This is a genomic window from Phenylobacterium sp. (assembly GCF_036677185.1).
Classification (GTDB): Bacteria; Pseudomonadota; Alphaproteobacteria; order Caulobacterales; family Caulobacteraceae; genus Phenylobacterium.
On record NZ_JAKFEN010000022.1, the window covers coordinates 149,023 to 172,964 of the forward strand.

The 23,942-nt window shown below is 68.2% G+C and carries 22 protein-coding genes; 11 read left to right on the forward strand and 11 right to left on the reverse strand.

Features of this window, described 5'->3' with window-relative positions; translation table 11 throughout:
- Positions 1 to 44 precede the first annotated feature (44 nt).
- On the reverse strand, positions 45 to 1,139 hold the full coding sequence (locus V6M51_RS14090) for a 3-deoxy-7-phosphoheptulonate synthase (protein WP_332768124.1): 1,095 nt from the start codon (positions 1,137 to 1,139) through the stop codon (positions 45 to 47).
- A gap of 298 nt (positions 1,140 to 1,437) precedes the next feature.
- Between V6M51_RS14090 and V6M51_RS14095 the strand changes: the two genes are divergently transcribed.
- The 6 genes from V6M51_RS14095 to hflX all read left to right on the forward strand — a co-directional run bounded on the left by V6M51_RS14095 (position 1,438) and on the right by hflX (position 8,845).
- Complete coding sequence (locus V6M51_RS14095) at positions 1,438 to 2,622, forward strand: amidohydrolase family protein (protein ID WP_332768125.1); 1,185 nt, start codon at positions 1,438 to 1,440, stop codon at positions 2,620 to 2,622.
- 77 nt (positions 2,623 to 2,699) lie between these two features.
- Positions 2,700 to 4,925, forward strand: coding sequence for a sensor histidine kinase NtrY-like (locus V6M51_RS14100; protein WP_332768126.1), 2,226 nt, complete (start codon positions 2,700 to 2,702; stop codon positions 4,923 to 4,925).
- Entirely contained in the window at positions 4,925 to 6,316 is a 1,392-nt protein-coding gene (gene ntrX, locus V6M51_RS14105) for a nitrogen assimilation response regulator NtrX (RefSeq protein ID WP_332768128.1), read from the forward strand. The genes V6M51_RS14100 and ntrX overlap by 1 nt, the downstream gene beginning before the upstream one ends.
- Positions 6,316 to 7,179: a D-amino-acid transaminase gene (locus V6M51_RS14110; RefSeq protein WP_332768130.1), complete on the forward strand. Its 864-nt coding sequence runs from the start codon at positions 6,316 to 6,318 to the stop codon at positions 7,177 to 7,179. Before ntrX ends, V6M51_RS14110 begins: the two co-directional genes overlap by 1 nt.
- A 101-nt stretch (positions 7,180 to 7,280) precedes the next feature.
- On the forward strand, positions 7,281 to 7,532 hold the full coding sequence (gene hfq / locus V6M51_RS14115; protein WP_254833250.1) for an RNA chaperone Hfq: 252 nt from the start codon (positions 7,281 to 7,283) through the stop codon (positions 7,530 to 7,532).
- Positions 7,529 to 8,845 (forward strand): GTPase HflX, encoded by a 1,317-nt coding sequence (hflX, locus tag V6M51_RS14120; RefSeq protein WP_332768132.1) that lies wholly within the window; start codon positions 7,529 to 7,531, stop codon positions 8,843 to 8,845. The genes hfq and hflX overlap by 4 nt, the downstream gene beginning before the upstream one ends.
- Before the next feature lie 6 nt (positions 8,846 to 8,851).
- Here hflX and mazG read toward each other — a convergent pair whose 3' ends face one another.
- The 3 genes from mazG to V6M51_RS14135 all read right to left on the reverse strand — a co-directional run bounded on the left by mazG (position 8,852) and on the right by V6M51_RS14135 (position 11,627).
- On the reverse strand, positions 8,852 to 9,670 hold the full coding sequence (gene mazG / locus V6M51_RS14125) for a nucleoside triphosphate pyrophosphohydrolase (RefSeq protein WP_332768133.1): 819 nt from the start codon (positions 9,668 to 9,670) through the stop codon (positions 8,852 to 8,854).
- On the reverse strand, positions 9,645 to 11,054 hold the full coding sequence (locus V6M51_RS14130) for an MFS transporter (protein ID WP_332768134.1): 1,410 nt from the start codon (positions 11,052 to 11,054) through the stop codon (positions 9,645 to 9,647). Before V6M51_RS14130 ends, mazG begins: the two co-directional genes overlap by 26 nt.
- 72 nt (positions 11,055 to 11,126) lie before the next feature.
- Complete coding sequence (locus V6M51_RS14135; protein WP_332768135.1) at positions 11,127 to 11,627, reverse strand: hypothetical protein; 501 nt, start codon at positions 11,625 to 11,627, stop codon at positions 11,127 to 11,129.
- 193 nt (positions 11,628 to 11,820) lie between these two features.
- Between V6M51_RS14135 and V6M51_RS14140 the strand changes: the two genes are divergently transcribed.
- On the forward strand, positions 11,821 to 12,000 hold the full coding sequence (locus V6M51_RS14140) for a YegP family protein (RefSeq protein ID WP_332768137.1): 180 nt from the start codon (positions 11,821 to 11,823) through the stop codon (positions 11,998 to 12,000).
- Here the strand turns inward: V6M51_RS14140 and V6M51_RS14145 are convergent.
- From V6M51_RS14145 to V6M51_RS14155, 3 genes are read right to left on the reverse strand one after another with little or no spacing between them, the layout of a single operon-like run.
- The gene (locus V6M51_RS14145) at positions 11,997 to 13,010 is read right to left on the reverse strand and encodes an LLM class flavin-dependent oxidoreductase (RefSeq protein ID WP_332768350.1); all 1,014 of its coding nucleotides are present in this window, start codon (positions 13,008 to 13,010) and stop codon (positions 11,997 to 11,999) included. The genes V6M51_RS14140 and V6M51_RS14145 overlap by 4 nt on opposite strands.
- A 36-nt stretch (positions 13,011 to 13,046) precedes the next feature.
- A complete protein-coding gene (locus tag V6M51_RS14150; RefSeq protein WP_332768138.1) occupies positions 13,047 to 14,204 on the reverse strand; it encodes a serine hydrolase domain-containing protein in 1,158 nt (385 codons plus the stop codon).
- Between the two features lie 2 nt (positions 14,205 to 14,206).
- Positions 14,207 to 15,493 (reverse strand): TetR family transcriptional regulator, encoded by a 1,287-nt coding sequence (locus V6M51_RS14155; protein WP_332768139.1) that lies wholly within the window; start codon positions 15,491 to 15,493, stop codon positions 14,207 to 14,209.
- A 180-nt stretch (positions 15,494 to 15,673) separates the two neighbouring features.
- Here V6M51_RS14155 and V6M51_RS14160 point away from each other — a divergent pair, with 180 nt between their 5' ends.
- On the forward strand, positions 15,674 to 17,914 hold the full coding sequence (locus tag V6M51_RS14160) for a TonB-dependent receptor (RefSeq protein ID WP_332768141.1): 2,241 nt from the start codon (positions 15,674 to 15,676) through the stop codon (positions 17,912 to 17,914).
- 21 nt (positions 17,915 to 17,935) lie between these two features.
- Here the strand turns inward: V6M51_RS14160 and V6M51_RS14165 are convergent, their stop codons facing one another.
- Positions 17,936 to 18,373: a GNAT family N-acetyltransferase gene (locus tag V6M51_RS14165; RefSeq protein ID WP_332768143.1), complete on the reverse strand. Its 438-nt coding sequence runs from the start codon at positions 18,371 to 18,373 to the stop codon at positions 17,936 to 17,938.
- A gap of 41 nt (positions 18,374 to 18,414) precedes the next feature.
- Between V6M51_RS14165 and V6M51_RS14170 the strand changes: the two genes are divergently transcribed.
- The 3 genes from V6M51_RS14170 to V6M51_RS14180 all read left to right on the forward strand — a co-directional run bounded on the left by V6M51_RS14170 (position 18,415) and on the right by V6M51_RS14180 (position 21,740).
- Positions 18,415 to 18,846, forward strand: a complete 432-nt coding sequence (locus tag V6M51_RS14170; RefSeq protein WP_332768145.1) for a GNAT family N-acetyltransferase — start codon at positions 18,415 to 18,417, stop codon at positions 18,844 to 18,846.
- Positions 18,847 to 19,021: 175 nt separating this feature from the next.
- Positions 19,022 to 20,293 carry an MFS transporter gene (locus V6M51_RS14175; RefSeq protein WP_332768147.1) on the forward strand — a complete coding sequence of 424 codons (1,272 nt, stop codon included), beginning with the start codon at positions 19,022 to 19,024 and terminating at the stop codon, positions 20,291 to 20,293.
- Positions 20,294 to 20,366: 73 nt separating this feature from the next.
- On the forward strand, positions 20,367 to 21,740 hold the full coding sequence (locus V6M51_RS14180; RefSeq protein WP_332768148.1) for a flavin-containing monooxygenase: 1,374 nt from the start codon (positions 20,367 to 20,369) through the stop codon (positions 21,738 to 21,740).
- Here V6M51_RS14180 and purN read toward each other — a convergent pair.
- The 3 genes from purN to V6M51_RS14195 are packed head-to-tail and all read right to left on the reverse strand — an operon-like array spanning position 21,737 to position 23,936.
- A complete protein-coding gene (gene purN / locus V6M51_RS14185) occupies positions 21,737 to 22,342 on the reverse strand; it encodes a phosphoribosylglycinamide formyltransferase (protein ID WP_332768150.1) in 606 nt (201 codons plus the stop codon). The genes V6M51_RS14180 and purN overlap by 4 nt on opposite strands.
- Positions 22,339 to 23,163, reverse strand: a complete 825-nt coding sequence (locus V6M51_RS14190) for an MBL fold metallo-hydrolase (RefSeq protein ID WP_332768152.1) — start codon at positions 23,161 to 23,163, stop codon at positions 22,339 to 22,341. The genes purN and V6M51_RS14190 overlap by 4 nt, the downstream gene beginning before the upstream one ends.
- Positions 23,160 to 23,936: a TatD family hydrolase gene (locus tag V6M51_RS14195; protein ID WP_332768154.1), complete on the reverse strand. Its 777-nt coding sequence runs from the start codon at positions 23,934 to 23,936 to the stop codon at positions 23,160 to 23,162. Before V6M51_RS14195 ends, V6M51_RS14190 begins: the two co-directional genes overlap by 4 nt.
- Positions 23,937 to 23,942 lie beyond the last annotated feature (6 nt).

The window sequence follows — 23,942 nt, forward strand, 5'->3', positions numbered from 1 at the left end:
CAAGGGGAGAAGGACAGCCGCTGATCCCGCAACCTCTCCGGCTTCTACGCCATCTCGTCCAGCGGCGGGCTCTTGGCGTCCTGACCGCGCGCCCGGCGCGCCCGAACGGCGGCGGCTAGGTCGTCCAGCACGTCGACCGAGGTCACCCAGTCGATGCAGCCGTCGGTGATGCTCTGGCCGTAGGTCAGCGGGCGGCCCTCCACCAGGTCCTGGCGACCGGCGACCAGGTGACTCTCGACCATCACGCCCACGATCCGCGTATCGCCGCCGGCGACCTGGCCCGCCACGTCGCGGATGACCGCCGGCTGGTTGGCAGGGTCCTTGCGGCTGTTGGCGTGGCTGGCGTCGACGATCAGGCGCGGGGAGAGGCCTGAGGCGATCATCTCGGCGGCGGCCGCGGCGACGCCGCCGGCGTCATAGTTCGGGACCTTGCCGCCGCGCAGGATCACGTGGCTGTCCTCGTTGCCTCGGGTCGAGGCGATGGCCGAGCGGCCGTGCTTGTCGACCGCCAGGAAATGGTGCGGCTGGCTGGCGGCCTTGACCGCATCGACCGCGATGCGCAGGTCGCCGCCGGTGCCATTCTTGAACCCGACCGGGCAGGAGAGGCCCGAAGCCATCTCGCGGTGGATCTGGCTCTCGGTCGTCCGCGCCCCGATGGCGCCCCAGGCCACCAGGTCGGCGATGTATTGCGGGGTGATCACGTCCAGGAACTCGACCCCGGCCGGCAGGCCCAGTTCATTGATCTCGCATAGCAGCCGGCGGCCAAGGCGAAGGCCCTCATCGATGCGGAAGCTGCCGTCCAGGCGCGGATCGTTGATCAGGCCCTTCCAGCCAACGGTGGTACGGGGCTTCTCGAAATAGACCCGCATGACGATCTCGAGATCACCGGCCAGGCGTGCGCGCTGCGCCGCCAGGCGATGGGCGTAGTCCATGGCCGCGACGGGATCGTGGATGGAGCAGGGACCGATCACCACGATCAGCCGGTCGTCGCGACCCTCCAGGATCTCGTGCTGGACGCGGCGGGACCGGGTGACGGTCTGCTCGGCCCGCGGGCTGGCGGGCAGTTCGGCCATCACCGCTACCGGCGGCGCCAGCGGCTTGATGTCGAGGATACGAAGGTCGTCGGTCGTATGGGGCATGGAGCGCTCCGGGGGGTTGGTCGGGTCCGGCGGCGCTTATGAAAAAAGCCGCCAGAACCTGGCGGCTTGAAAGGGTTGGTGGCTATGACCGTCTGGTCAGGTCACGCGATCCCCTTCCTCCGCCCAGGGCGTCGGAATAGCCAAAATACCAAAACGAATATTGGTTGGCCGCGAGGATCATCGAGAGACCAAATAGTCCAACCACCGTCGTTTGTCATCCCGTCACGCCGTGACAGAGCGCCAGCGAGGTCCGATAGTCGTCTCCAACCGGCCCTTAGAGGCCCGATGGAGGGAAATCATGGCCTATGCCCCGGACCACCGCGCGGTCTACGACGCCGACAGCCACATCATGGAGCTACCGGATTTCCTGAAGAAGTATGCCGATCCCGGGCTGCGCGACGAGATCCCCGAGGTCAGCTACAGCGCCTCCCTGGTCACCGACGAGGAGGTGGCGGTGATCGTGGGGCAGGGCGGGCGTCATAGCGCCGAGCACGTGGAGGCCCAGATCGCGCTGGGCGACCGGCTGATCGAAAGCTCCAAGGAGATCCAGGCGCTGGGCGCCTTCGACCGCGGCGACCGCAGCCGCGCGCTCGACCTGCTGGGCTTCAAGAAGCAGCTGGTCTTCGCCACCCACAGCGTGGCCATGCCGTTCTCGGCCAGCTCGAAGGTCACGCCCGAACTGCGTTATGGCGCGACGCGGGCCCACAACCGCCACATGGCCGATTTCTGCGCCGACGACGCCCGCCTGCTGGGCGTGGCCATCGTTCCTCTGGACGAGCCGGCCCTGGCCATGGCCGAGCTGGACGCCGCCATCGCCGCGGGGCTGAAGGCGGTGTGGATCCCGCACCGTCCCTGCGGCGAGCGCTCGCCGGGCCATGTGGATTTCGACCCGTTCTGGGCGCGGCTGGCCGAGAGCGGCACGCCGTTCCTGCTGCATGTGGGCGGCGCGCCGCTGCAGCAGGCCCGTGCCTGGATGAACAACGGCAAGGGGCCGACCGCCGACTGGATGGGCGGCGGGGAGAACCTACGCAGCAAGGACATCGCCATCCTGCACCAGGGGCCGGAGACCTTCCTGTCGGTGATGATGATCGATGGGGTGTTCGAGCGCTTCCCGGCCCTGCGCGGCGCCAGCGTGGAGCTGGGAGCCGGCTGGGTTCCATCGTTGCTGACCCGGCTGGACTGGGTGGCCAAGAACTGGATCCGGGCCGACAAGAACCAGACCCCGTTCAGCCGCAAGCCGTCGGAACAGCTCACCCAGCAGATGGCCTTCACACCCTTCGTCTTCGAGGACGTGGGCGCCCTGATCGACCAATCGAGCCCGGAACTCTACCTGTTCTCCAGCGACTATCCGCACGTGGAGGGCGGCCGCGATCCGATCAAGCGCTTCGAGGGCTTCCTGGGGGAGCGCGGCGAGGCGGTGCGCGACGGCTTCTATGCCGAGAACTTCCTGCGCATCTTTCCGGAAGCCAGGGTCTCCGCGTGAGCCGCCCGTTACAGTGAAGCCCGGGCGCAACATGACTGTTGCGCCACGGGTACACTCCCCACTAGGATCGGCCAGTGATGGCGTTTCTGGTCCAAGACGGCGGTGCTGAGGCGACCCCGTCCGCACGGCTCTGGCGGACGCTGCAATCGCGCTATGTGCTTGGCGGCGGCTACGCCCTGGCCGCGCTGCTGACCGCGGTCGCCATCCTGCTGGCCGCCTCGCCGCCCGAGACCGGGCCGCTGGCGCCGGCCTCCAAGAACATCCTGGCGATCCTTGGCTTCAACCTGGTGCTGATCCTGGCCCTGGCGGCCCAGGTCGGCGTCCGCCTGGCGGCCCTGCTGCGGGCCCGGTCGGAAGACGCCGGCGCGCGCCTGCACCTGCGGTTCGTGACCCTGTTCGCCCTGGCCGCCGTGGCCCCGGCCGTGGTGGTGGCGCTGTTCTACGGGGTGCTGGTCAATCGCGGGGTGGAGAACTGGTTTTCCGAGCGGGTCCAAACGGTGATGGAGAACTCCGCCACGGTCGCCCGCTCCTATGTGGAGGACCAGAAGCGCTATGTCGGCGACCATGTCTCGCTGATGGCGGTGGACCTGAACCGCGCCGCGCCGGCCCTGCAGGCCAGCCCCGTCACCTTCAGCCACTTCCTGGCCTATCAGGCCTCATACCACGCCTTTCCGGCGGCCTATCTGATCGATCGGCAGGGGCGCATCCTGGCCCGCGCCGAGGCCGTGGACGCGCCGAAGTTCGTGACCCCGCCGGAATCGAGTTTCAAGGCCGCCGACGAGGGGGACATCTTCGTCACCACGGACCTGACGCGGGCGCTCTACAAGCTGTCGGCCTATCCGGACGGCTATCTCTATGTGACCCGGCCGGTGCAGAAGGGCATCGTCAACCACCTGCAGGAGGCCGATCGGTCGCTGGCCGCCTATCGCGAGGCCGCCGAGAGTCGGTCGCGCATCCAGACGGTGTTCGCGCTCTCCTACATGGAGACGGCCATGCTGGTGCTGGTGGGCGCGGTCTGGCTGGGACTGGGCGCGGCCAACGCTATTTCCGCTCCGGTCGGACGGCTGGTGCAGGCCGCGGGCCGGGTGGCCGGCGGCGACCTCAACGCCCGCGTCGACGCCGACAACGATCCTGAGGAGATCGCGGTCTTGTCGCGGGCCTTCAACAGCATGACCCACGATCTGCAGGCTCAGCAGGCGGCCTTAAAGGCCGCCGGCGACGAGGCCGAACAGCGGCGGATGTTCATCGAGACCGTGCTGGCCGAGGTCTCGGCCGGGGTCATCGGCCTGGACACCGAGGGGCGCATCTCCGCGGCCAACCGGCAGGCCAAGGTGCTGCTCGACCTGGGCGACGGCGGGGTCCGGGGCCGGCGGCTGAGTGAGGTGGCGCCCGAGTTCGCGCTGATCGCGGAAAACGCTCTCATCGCCGGCGAGGCGGAGGAAGAAGTCGACGTGGCCCGCGACCGCGAGACGCGGCGCCTGCGGGTCCGCGCCAGCCGCTCGGAAGGCGGGCTGGTGCTGACTTTCGACGACATCACCCGGCTGGTCTCGGCACAGCGCAACGCCGCCTGGCGCGACGTGGCCCGCCGCATCGCCCACGAGATCAAGAACCCCCTGACCCCGATCCAGCTGTCGGCCGAGCGCCTGCGCCGCAAGTTCCGGGGCGGGGTGGCGCCCGAGGACCTGGAGGTCTTCGACCGCTGCACCGACACCATCGTGCGCCAGGTGGACGGCATCGGCCGGATGGTCGACGAGTTCTCGTCCTTCGCCCGCATGCCCGCCCCCAAGTTCGCCGAGCAGGACGCCGTGGAGCTGCTGCGCGCCGCGGTCTTCGCCCAGCGAGTCGCCAGCCCCGATATCGATGTGGAGATGATCGAGCCGGCGCCGGAGGTCACGCTGCTGGCCGACGGGCGGATGCTGTCCCAGGCGCTCACCAACCTGCTGAAGAACGCCGTCGAGGCGGTGAACGCGCGGATCGCAACCGACCACGGCCTCCGCGGCCACGTCACCGCCCAGCTCATATCCGGGGAGCAGGGGGTTGAGATCGTCGTCGAGGACAATGGCGTCGGCCTGCCCGACAAGGATCGCGATCGTCTGACCGAGCCCTATGTCACCACCCGCGAAAAGGGCACGGGGCTGGGCCTGGCCATCGTCAAGCGCATCCTGGAAGACCACGGCGGCGAACTGATACTGACCGACGCGCTGAGCGGCCAAGGCGCGCGCGCGGTGCTGAAATTCCCGACCACGGCGCGGGTGAAGGCCCCCGCAAACCCCACCTCGGCGCAAGGCTTAGGAGTAACCTGATGGCGGCTGATGTTCTGGTTGTCGACGACGAGGCGGACATCCGCGAGCTGGTGGCCGGCATCCTGTCGGACGAAGGCTACGGCGTGCGCACGGCGACCGACTCCGAGAGCGCGCTGGCGGCGATCAAGTCGCGCAAGCCGGCCCTGCTGATCCTCGACATCTGGATGCAAGGTGGGGGCATGGATGGGCTGGAGCTGCTCGACATGGTCAAGGCGCTGGACCGCGACCTGCCGGTGATCATGATCTCGGGACACGGCAATATCGAGACCGCGGTCAGCGCCATCAAGCGCGGGGCCTACGAGTTCCTGGAGAAGCCCTTCAAGTCCGACCGGCTATTGCTCTGCGTCGAGCGGGCGCTCGAGACCAGCACGCTGAAGCGCGAGAACCGCCGGCTGCGCACCCAGGCGATCCAGCCCGAGGGGCTGATCGGCCGCTCGGTGGCCGCCCAGCAGCTTCGCGGCCTGATCGCCAAGTTGGCCTCGGCCAATAGCCGGGTCCTGATCGCCGGTCCGCCCGGGGCGGGCAAGGAGACCGTGGCGCGGCTGATCCACAACGCCAGCCCCCGCGCCAAGGGCGAGTTCGTGGTGATCAGCGCCGCGGGCATGACCCCTGAGCGGATGGACGTGGAGTTGTTCGGCGAGGAGGGCGCCAGCGGCCGCCCGGCCAAGATCGGGGTGTTCGAGAACGCCCACGGCGGCACCCTCTATCTGGATGAGGTCGCCGACATGCCGCGCGAGACCCAGAGCCGCATCCTGCGGGTCCTGGTCGAGCAGCGCTTCCGCCGGGTGGGCGGCGACAGCGACGTGCAGGTCGACGTCCGCGTCGTCTCCTCGACCTCTCGCGACCTGCGCGAGGAAATCGCCGGCGGCCGGTTCCGCGAGGATCTGTTCCATCGCCTGAACGTGGTGCCGGTGACGGTGCCTGGCCTGTCCGAACGCCGCGAGGATATCCCCGAACTGGTCGACTACTTCATCCAGAGGATCTGCGAAGCCAGCGGCATGGCTCGCCGCCGGCTGGCCGACGACGCTCTGGCCACCTTGCAGGTCAAGGCCTGGCCGGGGAACCTGCGCCAGCTGCGCAACAACGTCGAACGCATGCTGATCCTGGCCTCGGGCGATCCGTCGGAGGCGATCAGCGCGGACATGCTGCCCGGCGACGCCACCCCCAGCGACCAGCCCAGCACGCTCGGCGCCGAGCGGATCATCGCCCTGCCGCTGCGCGAGGCCCGCGAGGTGTTCGAGCGCGAGTACCTGAACGCCCAGATGCTGCGGTTCTCGGGCAATATCTCGCGGACCGCGGCCTTCATCGGCATGGAGCGCTCGGCCCTGCACCGCAAATTGAAGTCGCTTGGCCTGTCGGGCGCGCGGCCTGTCGAAGAGGAAGACGCGTAATGGGGCGCTACGCCTATGTGAACGGCGCCTTCGTGCGCCACGGCGACGCCTGCGTCCACATCGAGGATCGGGGCTACCAGCTCGCCGACGCCGTCTACGAGGTCTGGGCCCTGTTCGACGGCAAGCTGGCCGATCCGGAAGGCCATTTCGCCCGGCTGGAGCGCAGCCTGGGCGAGTTGAAGATCGCCATGCCGATGAGCCGCGCGGCGCTTACCATCGTCCTGCGCGAGGCGGTGCGCCGCAATCGCGTGCGCGAAGGCCTGCTCTATCTTCAGGTCGGCCGCGGCGTGGCGCCGCGCAACCACGCCTTCCCGGACGGCGACGTGCCGCCCAGCGTGGTGATCACGGTCTCGGCCACCGATCGCGCCGCCACCGAGGCCAAGGCCGCCAAGGGCGTGGCGGTGATCACCACGCCGGAGAACCGCTGGGGCCGGTGCGACATCAAGACCGTCGGCCTATTGCCCAATGCGATGGCCAAGCAGGCGGCCAAGGAGCGCGGCGCGGTGGAGGCCTGGTTCGTCGACGAGCTGGGCTTCGTCACCGAGGGGGCCTCGTCCAACGCCTGGATCGTGGACGGCGAAGGCCGGCTGCGCACCCGCGACACCAACGCAAACATCCTGCGCGGGGTGACCCGGTTCACCCTGCTGGACGTGCTGCGGGAGGAGGGGATGGAGGTCGACGAACGGCCGTTCACCCCCGCCGAGGCCAAGGCGGCGAAGGAGGCCTTCATCACCGGCGCTGGCTCCCTGGTGCTGCCCGTGATCAAGGTCGACGGCCACCCGGTGGGAAATGGCGCCGTCGGACCCATAGCGATGAAGCTCCGCCGCCTCTATATCGAGCGAGCGAGGGCGACGGCGATCTAAAGACGCACGCGCGATTGCGCCCGTCATGCGGGTCGGTCTAGCGTTCAACTTGTGTGTGGAGAGCGTCTTGCTCTTCGATCCAGAAAAAAGGGCGGCAAGCCATGTCGAACAACGAAAAGAAACAAAACCTCCAGGACACGTTCCTGAACAGCGTCCGTAAGTCCAAGACGCCTCTGACCATCTTCCTCGTGAACGGCGTCAAGCTGCAGGGCGTGGTGAGCTGGTTCGACAATTTCTGTGTGCTGCTGCGTCGGGACGGCCAGTCCCAGCTGGTCTATAAGCACGCCATCTCCACCATCATGCCGGCCCAACCCGTGCAGCTGTACGAACCGGCGGAAGACGAAGCCGATTGACGTCAAAATCAGTTGATCGCGAGGCCCCGCCGCAAGGCGCCCTCGTCATCCATCCCGAGCGGGACGGGCGTGACTCGTCCCGCAGCGCCGAGGCGCGCCTGGAAGAGGCCATCGGCCTCTCCCTGGCCCTCGACCTGGAGACCCGCGACGCGATCATCGTGCCGTTGCGCAAACGCACGCCCGCCACCCTGTTTGGGTCGGGCAAGGTGCTGGAGATCGAGAAGCTCTGCGAGGAGCTCGAGGTCGATGTGGTGGTCGTCGACGACGCGCTGACCCCGGTCCAGCAGCGCAACCTGGAAAAGGCCTGGCAGGTGAAGGTCGTCGACCGCACCGGCCTGATCCTGGAGATCTTCGCCCGCCGAGCGCGGACCCGGGAAGGGCGGCTGCAGGTCGAGCTGGCCAGGCTCTCCTACGAGAAGTCCCGCCTGGTCCGCACCTGGACTCACCTGGAGCGCCAGCGTGGCGGATTCGGGGTGATGGGCGGCCCGGGCGAAACCCAGATCGAGACCGACCGCCGGCTGCTGGCCGAGAAGATCGGCAAGCTGAAGCGCGAGCTGGTGGAAGTGCGCCGCACCCGCAACCTGCAGCGCGGGGCGCGCCAGAGACACCCGTTCCCGTCCGTGGCCCTGGTGGGCTACACCAATGCCGGCAAGTCGACCCTGTTCAACCAACTGACCAAGGCCGACGTGGTGGCCCAGGACATGCTGTTCGCCACCCTGGACCCCACCTTGCGGATGCTGGACCTGCCCGACGGCCGCCCGGCGATCATGTCCGACACGGTGGGCTTCATCTCCGACCTACCGCACGAGCTGGTCGAGTCCTTCCGCGCCACCCTCGAGGAGGTGAAGGAGGCCGACGTGATCCTGCACGTCCGCGACATCGCCAGCGCCGAGAGCGCCGCCCAGGCCCAGGACGTTCGCACGGTGCTGGAGCGCCTGGGCGTAAAGGTCGAGGACCGCAACATCCTCGAGGTCTGGAACAAGGCCGACCTCGTGGATGCGGAGCTGCGCGACGAACTGGCCGGCGACGCACGTCGCCAGAAGCCGCCCGCGGTGCTGGTCTCCGCGGTCACCGGCGAGGGCTGCGAGGCCCTGCTGGCGACCATCGCGGCCCTGGTGGACGACGCTGAGCCGGTGGAGGTGTCCACCGCGGCGGGCGAGGGCGGGGCGGCGATCGCCTGGCTCTACCGCAATGGCCGGGTGATGGGCCGGCACGACGACGACAAGGGCGGTGTCCAGCTTTCGGTGAAACTGACGCCCCAGGCGCTCGGCCAGTTCGAACAGCTGTTCCCGAAGGTCGACCTGCGCCACTGATCGGGCCTAGCCGGCCGCCTTCTCCGCGGCCTTGGCGGCGTCCCAGAGGGCGTCCATCTCCTCCAGGTCGGATTGGTCGGGGGTCTTGCCGCGTTCGGCGAGGGCCGCCTCGATGAACCGGAAACGCCGGGCGAACTTGGCGTTGGTCGAGCGCAGGGCGTCCTCGGGCTCGATGTCGAGGGTGCGGGCGATGTTGGCGACCACGAACAGGACGTCGCCCAGCTCCTGGCGGGCCTTTTCCAGGTCGCCGGCGGCGATCTCGTGTTCGAGCTCGGCCACCTCCTCGTGCAGCTTCTCGACCACCTTCTGCACGGTGGGCCAGACAAAGCCGACCGTGGCGGCACGCTTGGAGAGCTTGGTCGCGCGGGTCAGCGCTGGCAGGCCGACCGGGACATTGTCCAGCAGGCTGACCACGGCGCCCTTGGTCGCCCGTTCCTGGGCCTTGATCACCTCCCAGGCCTCAGTCTGCTCGGCGCTGGTCCGATAACCTTCGTCGCCGAACACGTGCGGGTGGCGACGGATCATCTTGTCGGAGATGGCGGCGGCGACGTCGTCGAAGTCGAAGACGCCCTGATCCTGGGCCATCTGGCTGTGGAACACGACCTGGAACAGCAGGTCGCCCAGCTCCTCCTTCAGGTCGGAGAGGTCGCCGCGCTCGATGGCGTCGGCCACCTCATAGGCTTCCTCCACCGTGTAGGGGGCGATGGTGGCGAAGGTCTGCTCCAGGTCCCAGGGACAACCGGTCTCCGGCGTCCGCAAGGCGGCCATGATCGCGCGCAGGCGGTCGATGGGGGCGGGCTCACTCGGCGGGTTTGACGGCGGCATGGATCTCTTCGGTGAACCGGGGGTCCGCGCCCATCTCGGGCGCGGCTTCGGCGAGGTCACGCCGGCTGAGTTCTTCGCGGATCTCGGCGTGGCGCGCGGAGGTCAATGGGAAGCCCATGATCAGCCAACTGGCCGCGAGCGCCATGGCCGCGGGCACGGCGGAGAAGACGATGGCGACCCCGTCGAGGCCGGAGTCGACGCCCTTGGCCGTGGGATCGAAGCCCAGGGCCTGGAGCGCTGGGAAGGTCACGAACACGGCGAGCGCCGAGCCGATCTTCACCGTGCCGGCGAGAATGGCGTAGAGCAGGGCCGTGCGGTCGACGCCGCCCTGCAGGCGCTCCTGGTCGCTGACATCGGCCATCATGGCCCGCAGCAGGAAGGCGCCGGCCGCATAGGGCACGCCGATCAGGAACATCAGCACCGCGGCGATCACGAAATTGCCCATGGGGATCATCAGGGCGCACATGGTCATGGCCGCATAGACCAGGCCGGAGACGGCGAGCGCCCGGTGCTTGCCGATCTTGTGGGCCATCCAGTTCCAGAGCGGGGCGCCGACCAGGCCACCGATGAAATAGATCAGCAGCAGCAGGCTGGCCGCACCCTTGTCGAAGCCCTTCACCCGCTCGAAGAAGAAGAAGAACAGGGCGCCGGTGATGGCCGGCCCGGTCCCGACCAGGAAGTCGGTGATCAGCAGGCGGACCACGGAAGGCCGCTTGAAGAGGTCGAAATATTCCCGGAATCCCGCCCGTTTCGGCGGTGTGGTGACGGCGGGTTCGGGAACCTTCCAGAGCGCCCAGCCGACCGTCAACGGCATCAGGGCGATGATGAACCAGCCCATGGAGGCCACCCCCGCGGCGTGAGCCGAGACCCCGATGAAGGGCAGGACGGCCGGCAGGGTGAGCACCAGGATCATCCCCACCACATTGCCGGCTTGCCACCAGGCATAGATACGGGATCGCTGATTGTACTCGGGCGACAGCACCGCGCCCCAGGCCAGCTGCGACAGGCCCGCCATCGAGACCCCGGCATAGACCACCAGCAGCCAGAACCATAGGTAGGCGCCGGTCACGCCCGGCTTGGCCATGAACAGCATGTAGGTGGCCAGCATCAGGATCGGCGCGCTGAGCGCGAACCACAGCTTGAAGCGGCCGAACCGCGAGCGGGTGCGGTCCATCACCCCGCCGATATAGGGGTCGAAGGCCACGTCCAGCAGCCGCACGGCGCCGAAGGCCGCGCCTACCGAGGCTAGGCTCAGGCCCAACTCGCTGGCGTAGAATTCCGGCAGGTAGACCACCAGCGGCAGGCCAAGGCCGGCCAGCGGCAGGCAGGGCGCCGCCAGCGCCGCCAGAGTCCAGTTGGAGCGGCGTTCGATGGGCGCGGTCATCACAAATTCCCTCGGCGCGCCTTACTCCCGGCGCACGCGGATCAGAGCGCGCGTCGTCGGGCCAGGCAAGTCCTAACGGCGCGCATAGACCTTGCCGCGGCCCAGCCGGAAGGCGAAACGGTCGATACCGTGCTCGGCGTCGGCCCACGTGCCCCCGATACGCGAGTCGCGGATATCGGCTTCGTACCAGCTGTAGCGGATGGGCGTGATGTCGCCGTCGATGGAGATGGCCTTGCCCTCGATCGCCAGTCCGCCGGTGCCGAAGCTCTGATAGGAGAGGCCGGGGCGGTCGCCGAGCTGCTTGAAGGTCGGGCGGTTGGGGCGGGCGTCGGTCAGTGTGAGTTCGACGCGACCGCCGGCCAGGACGCCGGTGCGCCGCAGTTCGCGTTGGACGTCGGCCTGGAGCTCGGCGACCAGCCGCTCGATATCGCGGACGCCGTAGTCCTCCGCCGCCTTCTTGGCGAGGTCGGGACCGACGGTGACCTGGACGCTGGAAACCGTCGAAAGGGGTTCGGCCAGGGCGGAACCGACCAGGCCGAGGAGGGTGAATGTCGCGAAGAGAAGGGTGCGCATGGGGATGCTCCGGTGCGAAGGCGAGCGCTGCGTTCGATAAGAGATAGGCCCACGACGGCCGAAGCGAAAGGCATGCTCAAAGCGTGGCCTTAGTGTGGCGGCGCGTGTCGCCGGATCATGGCTTGACGGCTCGCGGCGGACGGCCAAGTCTCGCCTGGGGCGATCAACTCAACCCAGAAGAGGGAGGCCTCGCGTGGCCCACAAGTTCGAGATCTACAAGGACAAGGCCGACGAGTACCGGGTCCGGTTCAAGTACAACAGCGAAGTCATGTTCTCGACGGAGGGCTATTCGTCCAAGGCCAGCGCCAAGAACGCCATCGACTCGATCAAGAGGAACGGTCCTGACGCGCCGGTCGACGATACGACCGACTAGGCTTTCGCCGTCTCCAGGCGCGCGAGGTCGTCGCGCGCCTGGGCGGCGATCTCGAACGAAGCCAGCCGCGCGGCATGGTCGAACACCTGGGCGGTGACCATCAGTTCATCGGCCCCGGTGCGTTCGACGAAGGCCGCCAGGCCCCGCGCCACCGTCTCGCGCGAACCCACCACAGCGCAGCTCAGCGCCTGGCGCAGCATCGGCCCACCAAGCTCGTCCAGGCGGCCCTCCGGGTCGTCGACCGGCGGGGGCAGGGGGCCGGGCCGTCCCTGGCCCAGATTAATGAAGGCCTGCTTCACCGAGGTGAAGAGCCGCTGGGCCTCGGCGTCGGTCTCGGCCGCCACCAGGCCTACCCCGGCCATGACATAGGGTCGGTCCAGGTGCTCGGACGGCCGGAACTGGCTGCGATAGAGCGCCAGGGCCTGGTCCAGATAGGCCGGGGCGAAATGCGAGGCGAAGGCGAACGGCAGGCCCAGGGCCGCGGCGAGCTGGGCGCCATAGGTGCTGGAGCCCAGGATCCAGAACGCCATATCCAGTCCCGCGCCTGGCACGGCGCGGATGAGCTGGCCCGGCTGGGCGGGGCGGAAATAGTCCATCAGCTCAATGACGTCGCGGGGGAACTGGTCGACATCGGTGGCGAGGTTGCGCCGCAGGGCGCGGGCGGTGGCCTGGTCCGAACCCGGCGCGCGGCCCAGGCCCAGATCGATCCGGTGAGGATAGAGCGAGGCCAGGGTGCCGAACTGCTCGGCGATCACCAGCGGTGCGTGGTTGGGCAGCATCACGCCGCCGGCCCCGACCCGGATGGTGGTGGTCGCCTCCGCCACATGGCCGATGATCACCGCGGTGGCGGCGCTGGCCACCCCGGTCATGTTGTGATGCTCGGCCAGCCAATAGCGCTTGTAGCCCCAGCGCTCGGCGTGCTGGGCCAGGTCGCGGGTGTTGCGGAACGACTGGGCGGCGTCGCCGCCCTCGACGATGGGCGATAGATCGAGGACGGAGAGCGTTGTCATCCGCCCCATATGGGGGCCTTCGGTCAGGAGGCCAGCCTAGAGGCTGGCGAAGACCGCATGGCACAGGCCGACGGCGCGGGGATCGCCCACCAGGCCGCCGCCCATCTGGTTCATGACATAGCCGATGGCCACGCCCGTGCCGGGATCGGCACAGGCGAACGAACCGCCCCAGCCGGAGTGACCAAAGGTGCCGGGGCGGGGCCCGAACACTCCAGAGTCGTTGAGCGCGACGCCATGAGCCCAGAACGGCTTGAAGCCGAGCATGACGTCTTCCCGGCGGGTCTGGACGGTCGTCAGCTTGGCGATGGTCGCGGGCGACATCAGCCGCACGCCGTCCAGTTCGCCGCCATTGGCCAGCGCGCCGAAGATCCTGGCCAGGCCGAGCGCGGTGGCGTGGCCGTTGCCGGCCGGGACCTCGGCGGCGCGCCAGGCGCGGTCATGGGGGATGGCCGGCTCCATGGCAGGATTGGCCACCGCGGCAAGGGCCTCGGGCGGCATGGTCGCGGGGTCGAAGCCCTCGCCCGCCTTGGGCGGGATCATCGCCGCCACGCGCGGTTCGTCGCGTTCGGCCAGGCCGATATGGACGTCGGCGCCCAGGGGCCCGGCGATCTCCTCGGCTACGAAGCGGCCCACGCTGCGCCCGCTCACCCGGCGGATGATCTCACCGGCCAGGAAGCCGTAGGTCATGGCGTGATAAGAATTCTTGGTCCCTGGCTCCCACATCGGCGCCTGGGCGGCCAGCCGACTCGCCACGATCTCCCAGTGATAGAAGTCGGAGAGCGGGGTCGGGTCGACGAAACCCGGCAGGCCCGCTTGGTGCGAGACCAGTTGGGCGACCGTGATGTCGGCCTTCCCGGCCTGGGCGAATTCCGGCCAGTAGGCGGCGACCGGGGCGGCGTAGTCGACCTTGCCCTGGTCCACCAGGCGGGCGAGCGCGATGGCCGTCACGCCCTTGGTGGTCGACCAGACATTGACCAGGGTGTCGGCGGTCCAGGGCTCGCGGCGGGCTTCGTCGCGGACTCCAGCCCATAGATCGACCACCAGCGCGCCATGGCGATAGACCGCCACCGCGGCTCCGACCTCCCGACTGTCGTCGTCACGCGTGAAGTTGGCGGCGAACCGGTCGCGGACCGCCTCGAAGCCGGGGGCGACCGTACCGTGGATCCGGATCTCGTCGTGGGTCGCCAGCGTCATGTTCAGCTCGCTTTCAGGCCTAGGGTGAAGAGGGCGACGATCTCGTCGCCGAACCGGCGCGGGTCGCGCGCGTCGTCGGGGGTGATCCACTTGGGTAGCCAGCCGAAGGCGCCCGCGCCCAGCTGGGCCACGATTGGCACGTCGCAGGGCCGGCAGGAGCCGTCCGCGATCCCCTGGCGCGTAAAGGCGGAGAACTGGGTGCGGAGCCGGTTGGCCCGCCGGACAAAGGCCTGCCGATGCATCGCGGGCAGGGCGTCGAGGCCCGGCTGCGGCATCAGCGGCGACAGCTCGCCGACCTGGGCCTGGGTGTTGACGTGCACGCCGATCATGGAACGCTCGAAGCCCGTGGCGCCCTGGGTCTTCGCCGCCTGGACGAAGGCCTCGAACAGGTCGAAGGCGCGCTCGTAGCAGCGGACCACGAGATCGGTCTTGTCCTGCATGTAGTGGTAGACCACGCCCTTGGTGGCCCCCAGCGCGGCGCTGACATCGTCCAGCGAGGTCGCCTCGATGCCGTTGCGGTTGAAGAGCTGCGAGGCGGTCATCACCAACTGGGCGGTTTTCATCTCAGCGGCCTCGCGGCGATCGAACGCGTTGAAGCGGCCGGGCAGAAAGCTCTGGGCGTCGATCGGACAGGGTTGGATATTGCGCGCGCCCCGGCCGATGCCGTTCTTCAGCAGATCCAGCAGCGCCGCGCCGGTGCGCGCCCGGAAGCTTCGGCCCTTGGCGCCCAGCACCCAGTAGGGGGAGAGCTGCGCCCAGGACAGCATGCCGATGATCGATTGGGCGGCGATCTTGGCGTCGCACAGCCGGATCCCGCCGTCGCGGATTCCCAGCTCGATCATGGCTTCCAGGTGGGCGGCGTTGCGGCGGTTGGCGGCTTCCACCAGCTCGCGATGCGGCGAGGCCAGGTAGCCGATCTCACTGAGCACCGCGGCCGGCGGCCGGTCAGGGGCGGCCGCGCGCTCGACGAAGGCCAGGACCTGGCCCAGCCCGTCTCCGGCGGTCTCCGAGGCGATGGCGAGGTCCTCGGCGGTCTGGTCGCAGGCGCGCATGTAGCACTGGAAGACCAGCTCGGCCCGGTCGTCGACATAGTAGTAGAGCGCCGCCCGGGTCAGGCCGGCCTCGGCGGCGATGTCTCTCAGCGAGGTCGCTGCGATGCCGCGCAGATTGAACAACTGCGTGGCCTGGGCCAGCAGCGCTTCGCGCTTCAGGCCACGCTTGCGCGTTCGCCCGGCGGGTTCTCCCGCCGTGTCGCTCCGTTCAGAAAAGGTCTTTGGAATCTGCGACATGGCCTCGGCTCCCCGCGCGTCTGGACGTGGGGTTTAGAAAACATACGCAGATGTGGAATTCGTTGACAAGCAATTCTGCTCGTGACGTTATCCCCACATACTTCGATGTCAAATTTCTCCGGCGATGACCGCACGGCGCGGTTCGGGACAAGCGGGGAAAGCACGGGGGAGGGAACGATCATGATCCGCCAACACGGCAATCGCGCGGCGCTGCTGGGCTCCACCATTTTGGGGGCCGCCGTGCTGCTGACGGGCTTCCAGGCCCGCGCCCAGGAAGCCACGGTGATGGAGGAGATCACCGTCACCGCCCAGAAGCGGGCCCAGGATGTGCTGGATGTCGGCGGGACCCTGGAAGTGGTCGGCGCCACGGAGCTGGCGGAGCGTCGCATCGAGCAGGTGAGGGACCTGACCTCGGTCGTCTCCAGCCTGGACATCAAGGAACAGGTGGCCGGCGCCATGCCGATCATCACCATCCGCGGGGTGGGCCTGGACGACTTCTCGTCGACCAATAATCCCAGCGCCGGGGTCTATGTGGACGAGGTCTATCTGGCCTCCCTGGCCCAGATGAGCTTCGACCTCTTCGACCTGGAGCGGGTGGAGGTGCTGAAGGGCCCGCAGGGCACACTCTACGGCCGCAACTCGACCGCCGGCGCCATCAATATCGTCACGGCGAAGCCCTCGACGGACGGGTTCTCAGCCCGGGCCGCCGCCGGCGTCGGGAACTATGACAGCTACGACCTGGAGGGCATGGTCAATGTGCCCGTGAGCGACACCCTGGCCCTGCGGTTCGCGGCCAAGACCATCCAGCAGGGCGAGGGCTACTATTTCAACCGGGTGATCAATCGCGACATCGGCCGCCGAGATCTCTGGATCGGCCGCGCGCTCGCCCGCTGGACGCCCAACGAGGCCCTGGACATCAACCTGAAGATCGAGGGTCAGCGGTCGCGGTCCGAGATGGGGCAGGGGGAGTATTTCGGCCAGTTCCCGTCGCCGCTGGCGGCTGGCGCGCCGTGCCCCGGCAGCCCGCGCTGCAGCAACTTCTTCGGCTATGTGGACCTCGACGGCGACCCGTTCCGCGGCGACTGGTCGGGCCGGCATTTCTACAATTTCGACCAGGTCGCCACGACCCTGAAGGTCGACTGGGATCTGGGCTTCGCCACCCTGACCTCGGTGACCGGTTACGCCAATTTCGCGCGCAGCTTCTATATCGACACTGACGCCAGCCCGCTGCGGCAGACCGATTTCATCCAGACCGACAAGATCAACCAGCTGTCCCAGGAGCTGCGCCTGGCCGGCTCCAGCGAACGGCTGGAATGGCTGGTGGGCGGGTTCCTCTCGACCGACCGGGTGAAGGTCACCACGCCGGGCTTCTTCGAGGATCTGTTCAACACCCGCACCATGAGCGTCGCCGACCAGTCGACCGACTCCGCGGCGGTCTTCGCCCACGGCGAATGGAAGGTCAGCGAGCGCCTGAGCGTGGTCACCGGCCTGCGCTACACCTGGGAGGAGAAGTCCAACCGCGGCGGCGCGGTCGACCTGGTGGAGCTGTGCCCGGGCAGCGCGCTCACCCTGGCGCCCTGCGGCGCGGGACCAATCCCGCTGTCCTTCATCGACCAGAAGATCGACGACACCAACTGGTCCTGGAAGCTGGGCCTCAACCTGAAGGCCGACCCGCTGACCCTGTTCTATGTCAGCGCCTCGCAGGGCGTGAAGTCGGGCGGGTTCTTCTCGGGCATGACCACGGCCACCGCCCAGCTCATCCCCTACAAGCCTGAGCGGCTGGTGGCCCTGGAGGCCGGCTGGAAGCGTCGGGTTCCCGACATTGGCCTGCAGGCCTCGGCCAGCGTGTTCTTCTACGGCTATCACGACGTGCAGTCGTTCATCCGCGACACTTCGGGTGCGCTGCCGATCCAGCGGCTGGGCAATATCGATCAGGCCGACCTCTACGGCGCCGACCTCGACCTCACCCTGCGCCCGCCCAGCCTGGAGGGCCTGACCCTGCAGGCGGGCCTGGGCCTGCTGCACACCAAGCTGGGGTCTTTCGCGGTCACCGGCGGCGTCGTGCCCTCCGGCAACGAACTGCCCAATGCGCCGGCGCTGACCTTCAACGGCTCGGCCCAATACGACATCGACCTCTCGGAGGCCTGGAGCCTCAGCCTGCAGGGCGGAGCGCACTATTCGGACGAGGTGTTCAAGGACGCGCTCAACGATCCGCTGCTGCACCAGGAGAACTACTGGACCTTCGACGGCCGCGTGGCGCTGATCTCCACGGCCCACGACCTGGAGATCACCGTCTGGGGCAAGAACCTCACGGATGACCAGCACCTGACCCAGGGCATCAATCTGGCCGCCCTGGGCTACGGCAACCGCAACTACAACGCCCCCCGCACCTATGGAGTGACCCTGGCCAAACGCTGGTAGGCCGGCGCGGGGGAGGGCGGTCTAGAGCTCGAACGAATAGCCGATCGCCGCGTCCTCGCTGTCGTCGGCGCCCTCGGTCCCGCCGACTGAGACGTAGAGCGCCCGGGCGGCCGCGTTGCCGACATTGGTCAGGACCCAGGCCTCGCGGCAGCCATGGTCGCGACCGACCTGAAGCAGGGCGCGCATCACCGCCTTGCCGAGCCCCTGGCCGTGATGGCTGGGGGCGACGCCCACCTCGTTGATCCAAAGCTCGGCGGGCTTGTCGGGATGGACGTAGTGAACGCCTGAGGCGAAGCCCACGACTAGGCCGTCGTCCACGGCCACGGCGATGTGGTGGCGCGGATCGGCCAGGAATTCGCGGGTGAGGGCCGGAATCACGGGATTGTCGAAGACATCGTCGGCGACATTGGCAAGCACCGCGTCGTCGCCGGACTGGAGGATCTTGATCTCAACGGCCATGCTGGTTGTCGCACCTCGTGGTCGCTTCGGAACTCAGCGCAATGCAGACTCGAAAGGCAGTTATCGCGGATCAGACGCAGCTGAAAGACTGCGTTCAGGCGTCTTTGGATGCGACCTATGGCGGCCTCTGGAGTTCGGAGCCGCTCTCGGTCTGGGACGAGGATTGGACCAGCGCGCGGGTCGCGTGCATCGACGATAGGGTCGTCGGCGTCGGACTGACCCGCGACGACGTGCTGAACGATCTTTGGGTTCATCCGTCGGCGCAAGGCCTGGGGGCCGGGACCCGACTGCTGGCCGAGCTGGAACAGGAGATCTTCGCTCGCGGATTTTCCATCGCGCGTCTTCGCTGTCTCGAACCGAACACCAGGGCCCGGAAATTCTATGCGTCGCGTGGCTGGACGGAGGTCCGCGTTTATCCTCACGAGACGATCCCGTTGAACACGGTCGACATGGAGAAGGCGGCAGATTCGTAGCGGAGCGGCCGAATACGAATTGCGCCTAAGGAAGATTATCGGAAATTGTGAGCTTGAGTTCGCGATCCTGGAGCGGCGCGCCTTCCAAGACCCATTGATGCAATCGCCCCTGTGGTCGACAGTCAAGCGGCGCAGGATCGCGACCAGACGATCCGCGCCGCAGGGAGATCGACACATGGCGGCCGACGAACGGCGCGGCGCGGGCCACGGCCTGCTGGTGCTGCTGACCCTGATGAACGTGCTGAACTTCGTCGACCGCCAGCTCCTGTCGAGCTTCGCCAACTTCATCGTCCCGGACCTCGAGCTCACCAACACCGAGTTCGGCCTGCTGACCGGGCTGGTGTTCATCGCCTTCTACGCGGTCGCCGGGTTCTTCATGGGCGCGCTCGCCGACATGACCAACCGTCCGCGCCTGATCGCGCTGGCCATGTTCGCCTGGAGCGCGCTGACCGCCGCCTCGGGCCTGGCGCGCAACTTCGTCACCCTAGCGATCCCACGGATGTTCATCGGCGTCGGCGAGTCGGCGCTGACACCCACGGCAATGTCGCTATTGGCTGACCGATATCCTTTGGAAAAACGGGGGTTTGCGGCAGGATTCTACTACATGGGCGTGCCCATCGGCGTGGGTGTCAGCCTGCTGGTCGCGGGATTCCTGGGACCGGCCATCGGCTGGCGCAACTGCTTCTACCTGTTGGGCGCGATCGGCGTGGCCTTCTCGCTGGTTATCTTCCAGGTCAAGGAGACCCGCGTGCCGCGGCTCGCGGCCCAGGGTGAGCAGCCCAAACTCTCCATGCTCCTGCGGGTGTTCGGCACGGCGCTGGCGGCCTCGCCGGCCCTGCAACTGACCATAGCCGGGGGCGTGGTCGTCCATTTCCTGCTCGGGGCCGCCGCCTTCGATCAGCTCTGGCTGGTGCGCGAGCGCGGGTTCGAGCGCGCCGAGATCGCCGTGATCAGTGGGCTGATCGCCTGCGTCGCAGGGGTCGCGGGCAACCTGTTCGGGGGCGTGGCCAGCGACCGCTGGAGCGCGGCGACGGGCCAGAGCCGACAGATGTTCATGGTCTGGGTGCTGCTGGCCCTGCTGCCGGTCAACCTCACCTACCGCCTGATCGACCCCGGCAATTCGCTGTTCTGGGTCTGCATGGTGGTCGCCTACTTCCAGCTCGGCGCCTTCTACGGCCCGACCTTCTCGGCGGTGCAGGAGCTTTGCCCGGCCGAGGTGCGCTCCACGGTCGTGGCCTTCTACATCATGAGCCTGAACGTGGTGGGCCTCGGCGTCGGCATCACCGGCAGCGGGATCATGGTCGACGCCCTGATCGCTCGCGGCGTGCCCCAGCCCTATAGTTGGACTCTGTTCTCGTTCACCTGCCTCTCGGCCCTGGCGATCCTCTGCTACCTCGCCGCGGCGCGAATGGGCAAACCCGCTGTCGCCACGCCGGCCGCGACCTGACGCGGGGACACGCTTTACGCCCCTCCCCGCCCTGCTAGGCTTCCTGAACAGCGATAATCCAGGAGCCCCCGCCGTGGCCGACACCCGACTGCCGAAGGCCTGCATCATCGGCGCGGGATGCTCCGGCTTCACGACCGCCAAACGGCTGAGGGATTTCGGCATTCCCTTCGACTGCTTCGAGATCTCCGACGAGGTCGGCGGCAACTGGTACTACAAGAACCCCAACGGGATGTCGGCCTGCTACGAGAGCCTGCACATCGACACCTCGAAGTGGCGGCTGGCCTTCGAGGACTATCCCGTGCCGGCGGACTGGCCGGACTTCCCGCATCACGCCCAGCTCCACCAGTACTTCAAGGACTATGTGGACCACTTCGGCCTGCGCGGGACGATCACCTTCAACACCGCGGTGGAGAAGGCCAAACGCACCGCCGAGGGCCTCTGGTCCGTGACGCTTTCCACAGGCGAGGTCAGGACCTACGACGCCCTCTTCGTCTGCAACGGCCACCACTGGAGCCCGCGCATCCCGGAATACGAGGGCGAGTTCGACGGGCCGGCCTTCCATAGCCATGCCTATTTCGACCCGTTCGATCCCGTCGACATGCGCGGCAAGAACATCGTCGTGGTCGGAATGGGCAACTCGGCCATGGACATCGCCTCCGAGCTCGCCCAGCGCCCGATCGCCAAAAACCTGTGGGTCTCGGCCCGCCGGGGCGTCTGGGTCCTGCCCAAGTACATGAACGGCAAGCCGGCTGATAAGGCGAGCGCGCCGGCCTGGATCCCGCGCAAGCTGGGCCTGGCCATGGCCCGCGGGGTGATCAAGAAGTCCCTGGGTCGAATGGAAGACTACGGCTTGCCGAAGCCCGATCATGAGCCGTTGGAAGCCCACCCCTCGGTCAGCGGCGAGTTCCTGACCCGGGCCGGGTGCGGCGACATCAAGTTCAAGCCCGCCATCCAGCGCCTGGAGGGCAAGCAGGTGCTGTTCGCCGACGGCAGCGTGGAGGACGTGGACGTCATCGTGTTCGCCACCGGCTACGATATGCGCTTTCCGTTCTTCGAGGAGCCCGATCTGGTTCCCGACGCCGATCATCGGCTGCCGCTGTTCAAGCGAATGATGAAGCCGGAGGTCCCGAACCTGTTCTACATGGCGCTCGCCCAGCCCCTGCCCACCCTGGTGAACTTCGCCGAACAGCAGGCCAAGCTGGCGGCGGCTTATCTGGCCGGGCGCTATCGTCCGCCCTCCCCCGACGAGATGCGCAAGGTCACGGCCCAGGACGAGCAACGCCACCTGGGCCAGTACTATCCGTCCAAGCGCCACACCATTCAGGTCGATTTCAACGCCTATGTGGCCGACCTGAAGAAGGAGATCGTCAAGGGTGAGCGGCGCGCCAAGGCCGCGGGCCACGCTCTACCCGTGCCACCGCGCGCCGAACTGGCCCCCGCCGGCTAGTCCGGAAGGGTAAGGTCGCCGCTCGCCAGTCGACCGAGGGTCTCCACGAAGAACCGCGGCTCCAACTCGGTGATCTTGGCCTCCAGGCTGTCGGCGGTCTCGCCCGGCGCCAGGGGAACGGCGCGGGCGGCGATCAGCGGGCCGTTGTCGTAGATCTCGTCGACCAGGTGGATGGTGACGCCGCTTTCGGCCGCGCCGGCGGCGATCACCGCCTCATGCACCCGGCGGCCATACATCCCCTCCCCGCCGAAGCGCGGCAGGGGGCCGGGGTGGATGTTCAGGACCCTGTTGCGATAGGCGTCCAGCGTCCGCGGTCCGAGCCGGCGCAGATAGCCCGACAGCACCACCAGCTCGACCCCCGCGGCCTGCAGCGCCGCGCAAAGCCGCGCGTCCGCCGCATCCGGATCGGACTGGGTGGCGATGACCTCGGTCGGCACGCCGTGCGCGTCGGCGAAGGCCAGGGCCTGGGCCGCGCGGTTGTTGCTGATCACCAGGCGGGCCTCGGCGGCGAGGGTTCCGGCCTCGATGGCCTCGACGATCGCACGCAGGCTGGAGCCGTTTCGCGACGCTAAGAATCCCAGTCTAAGCGGCGGCATTTTCATCGGAAATGCCCACCCAATTCATGTTCAAACCTCAAGCCGTCGAAGGCCGGTTCGACGCCCGGCGGCAGCTGGGCGACCAGGGCGTCGTAGTCGAGGTCGATATGCATGTTGGTCAGGATCGCGCGACGTGGCTGCAGCCGCTCGATCCACTCCAGGGTCCGTTCCACATGGGCGTGGGTCGGGTGCGGCCGCCAGCGCAGGGCGTCGACAATCCAGACATCGAGGCCCGCCAGGGCGTCGAACGCCGCCGCGTCCAGATCGACCACGTCGCTGGAATAGGCCACGTCGCCAAAGCGGTAGCCGATGGATCTCACCGCGCCGTGGTCCTGGTCGAAGGTCACGACCGGAATGGCGCCCGACGGCCCCAGCACCGCCCAAGGCTCGCCGTGGCGGGGGATCTCGTACAGATCGGCGATGGCCGGATAGCCGGCCTCCCCCTCGAAGATGTAGCCGAAGCGGCGGCGCATGCTCGCCGCCGTGGGCGCGTCCACATGGCAGGCGATCCGCGCCCGCTGGCGGATGGCGAAGGCGCGGACATCGTCGATGCCATGGGTCTGGTCGGCATGGTCGTGGGTCAGCAGCACACCGTCCAGGCGCTTGGCGCCGGCCTCGGATGTCTGCCAGACGAGGTCGGGTGAGGTGTCGACCACCAGGGTGGTCTCGTCCTCGGCCCGCTCGCCCCTTCGCCGGACCATCAGCGAGCAGCGGCGGCGGCGGTTCTTCGGATTGGCCGGATCGCAGGCGCCCCAGTCCCCGTCGGCGCGCGGCACGCCCCCCGAGGAGCCGCAGCCCATGATGGTGAACTCCAGCTCTCCGCTCATGGCCGCGGGATCCGGTCGAACAGGGCGAAGAAGGCGTCTTCGGTCCGCCGCTCGGCGTCCTCGGGCGTCCAGCCGCGGATCTCGGCCAGCTTATGGACGATGGGCGCCAGATAGGCCGGCTCGTTGCGCCGTCCCCGGTGCGGGACCGGCGCGAGATAGGGGCAGTCGGTCTCCACGATGATCCGGTCGGCGGGCATGTCGGCGACGATCTCGCGGACGTCCTGGGCGGCCTTGAAGGTGGCGATGCCGGAGACCGAGAACCACGCTCCGATCGCCGCCATGCGGGCCGCCAGTTCCGCGCCGGAGGTGTAGCAGTGCATCAGCAGCTTGAAGGGCGCCCGGGCATGGGCCTCCTCCAACATATCGCCCATGACCTGGTCGGCCTCGCGGGTGTGGACCACCAGCGGCAGGCCGGTCTCGCGCGCCGCGGCGATGTGCTGGCGGAACACGTCCGCCTGGATCTCGCGCGGGCTGAGGTCGTAGTGGAAGTCCAGTCCCGTCTCGCCGATCCCCACCACGCGCGGATCGGCGGCGAAGGCCACGAGCTGGGCCGTGGTCAGGTCGGTGTGATCCTTGGCCTCGTGCGGATGGGCCCCGACCGTGCACCAGATGTCGGGTTGGTCGGCCAACGCCCGGACCTTGGGATAGTTGGGAATCTTGTCGCAGATATTGACCATCAGCCCGATCCCGGCCGCCCGGGCGCGGGCGATCACCGCCTCGCGATCTTCGTCGTATTGCGGCGCGTGGAGGTTGACGTGGCTGTCGATCAGCATGGGGTC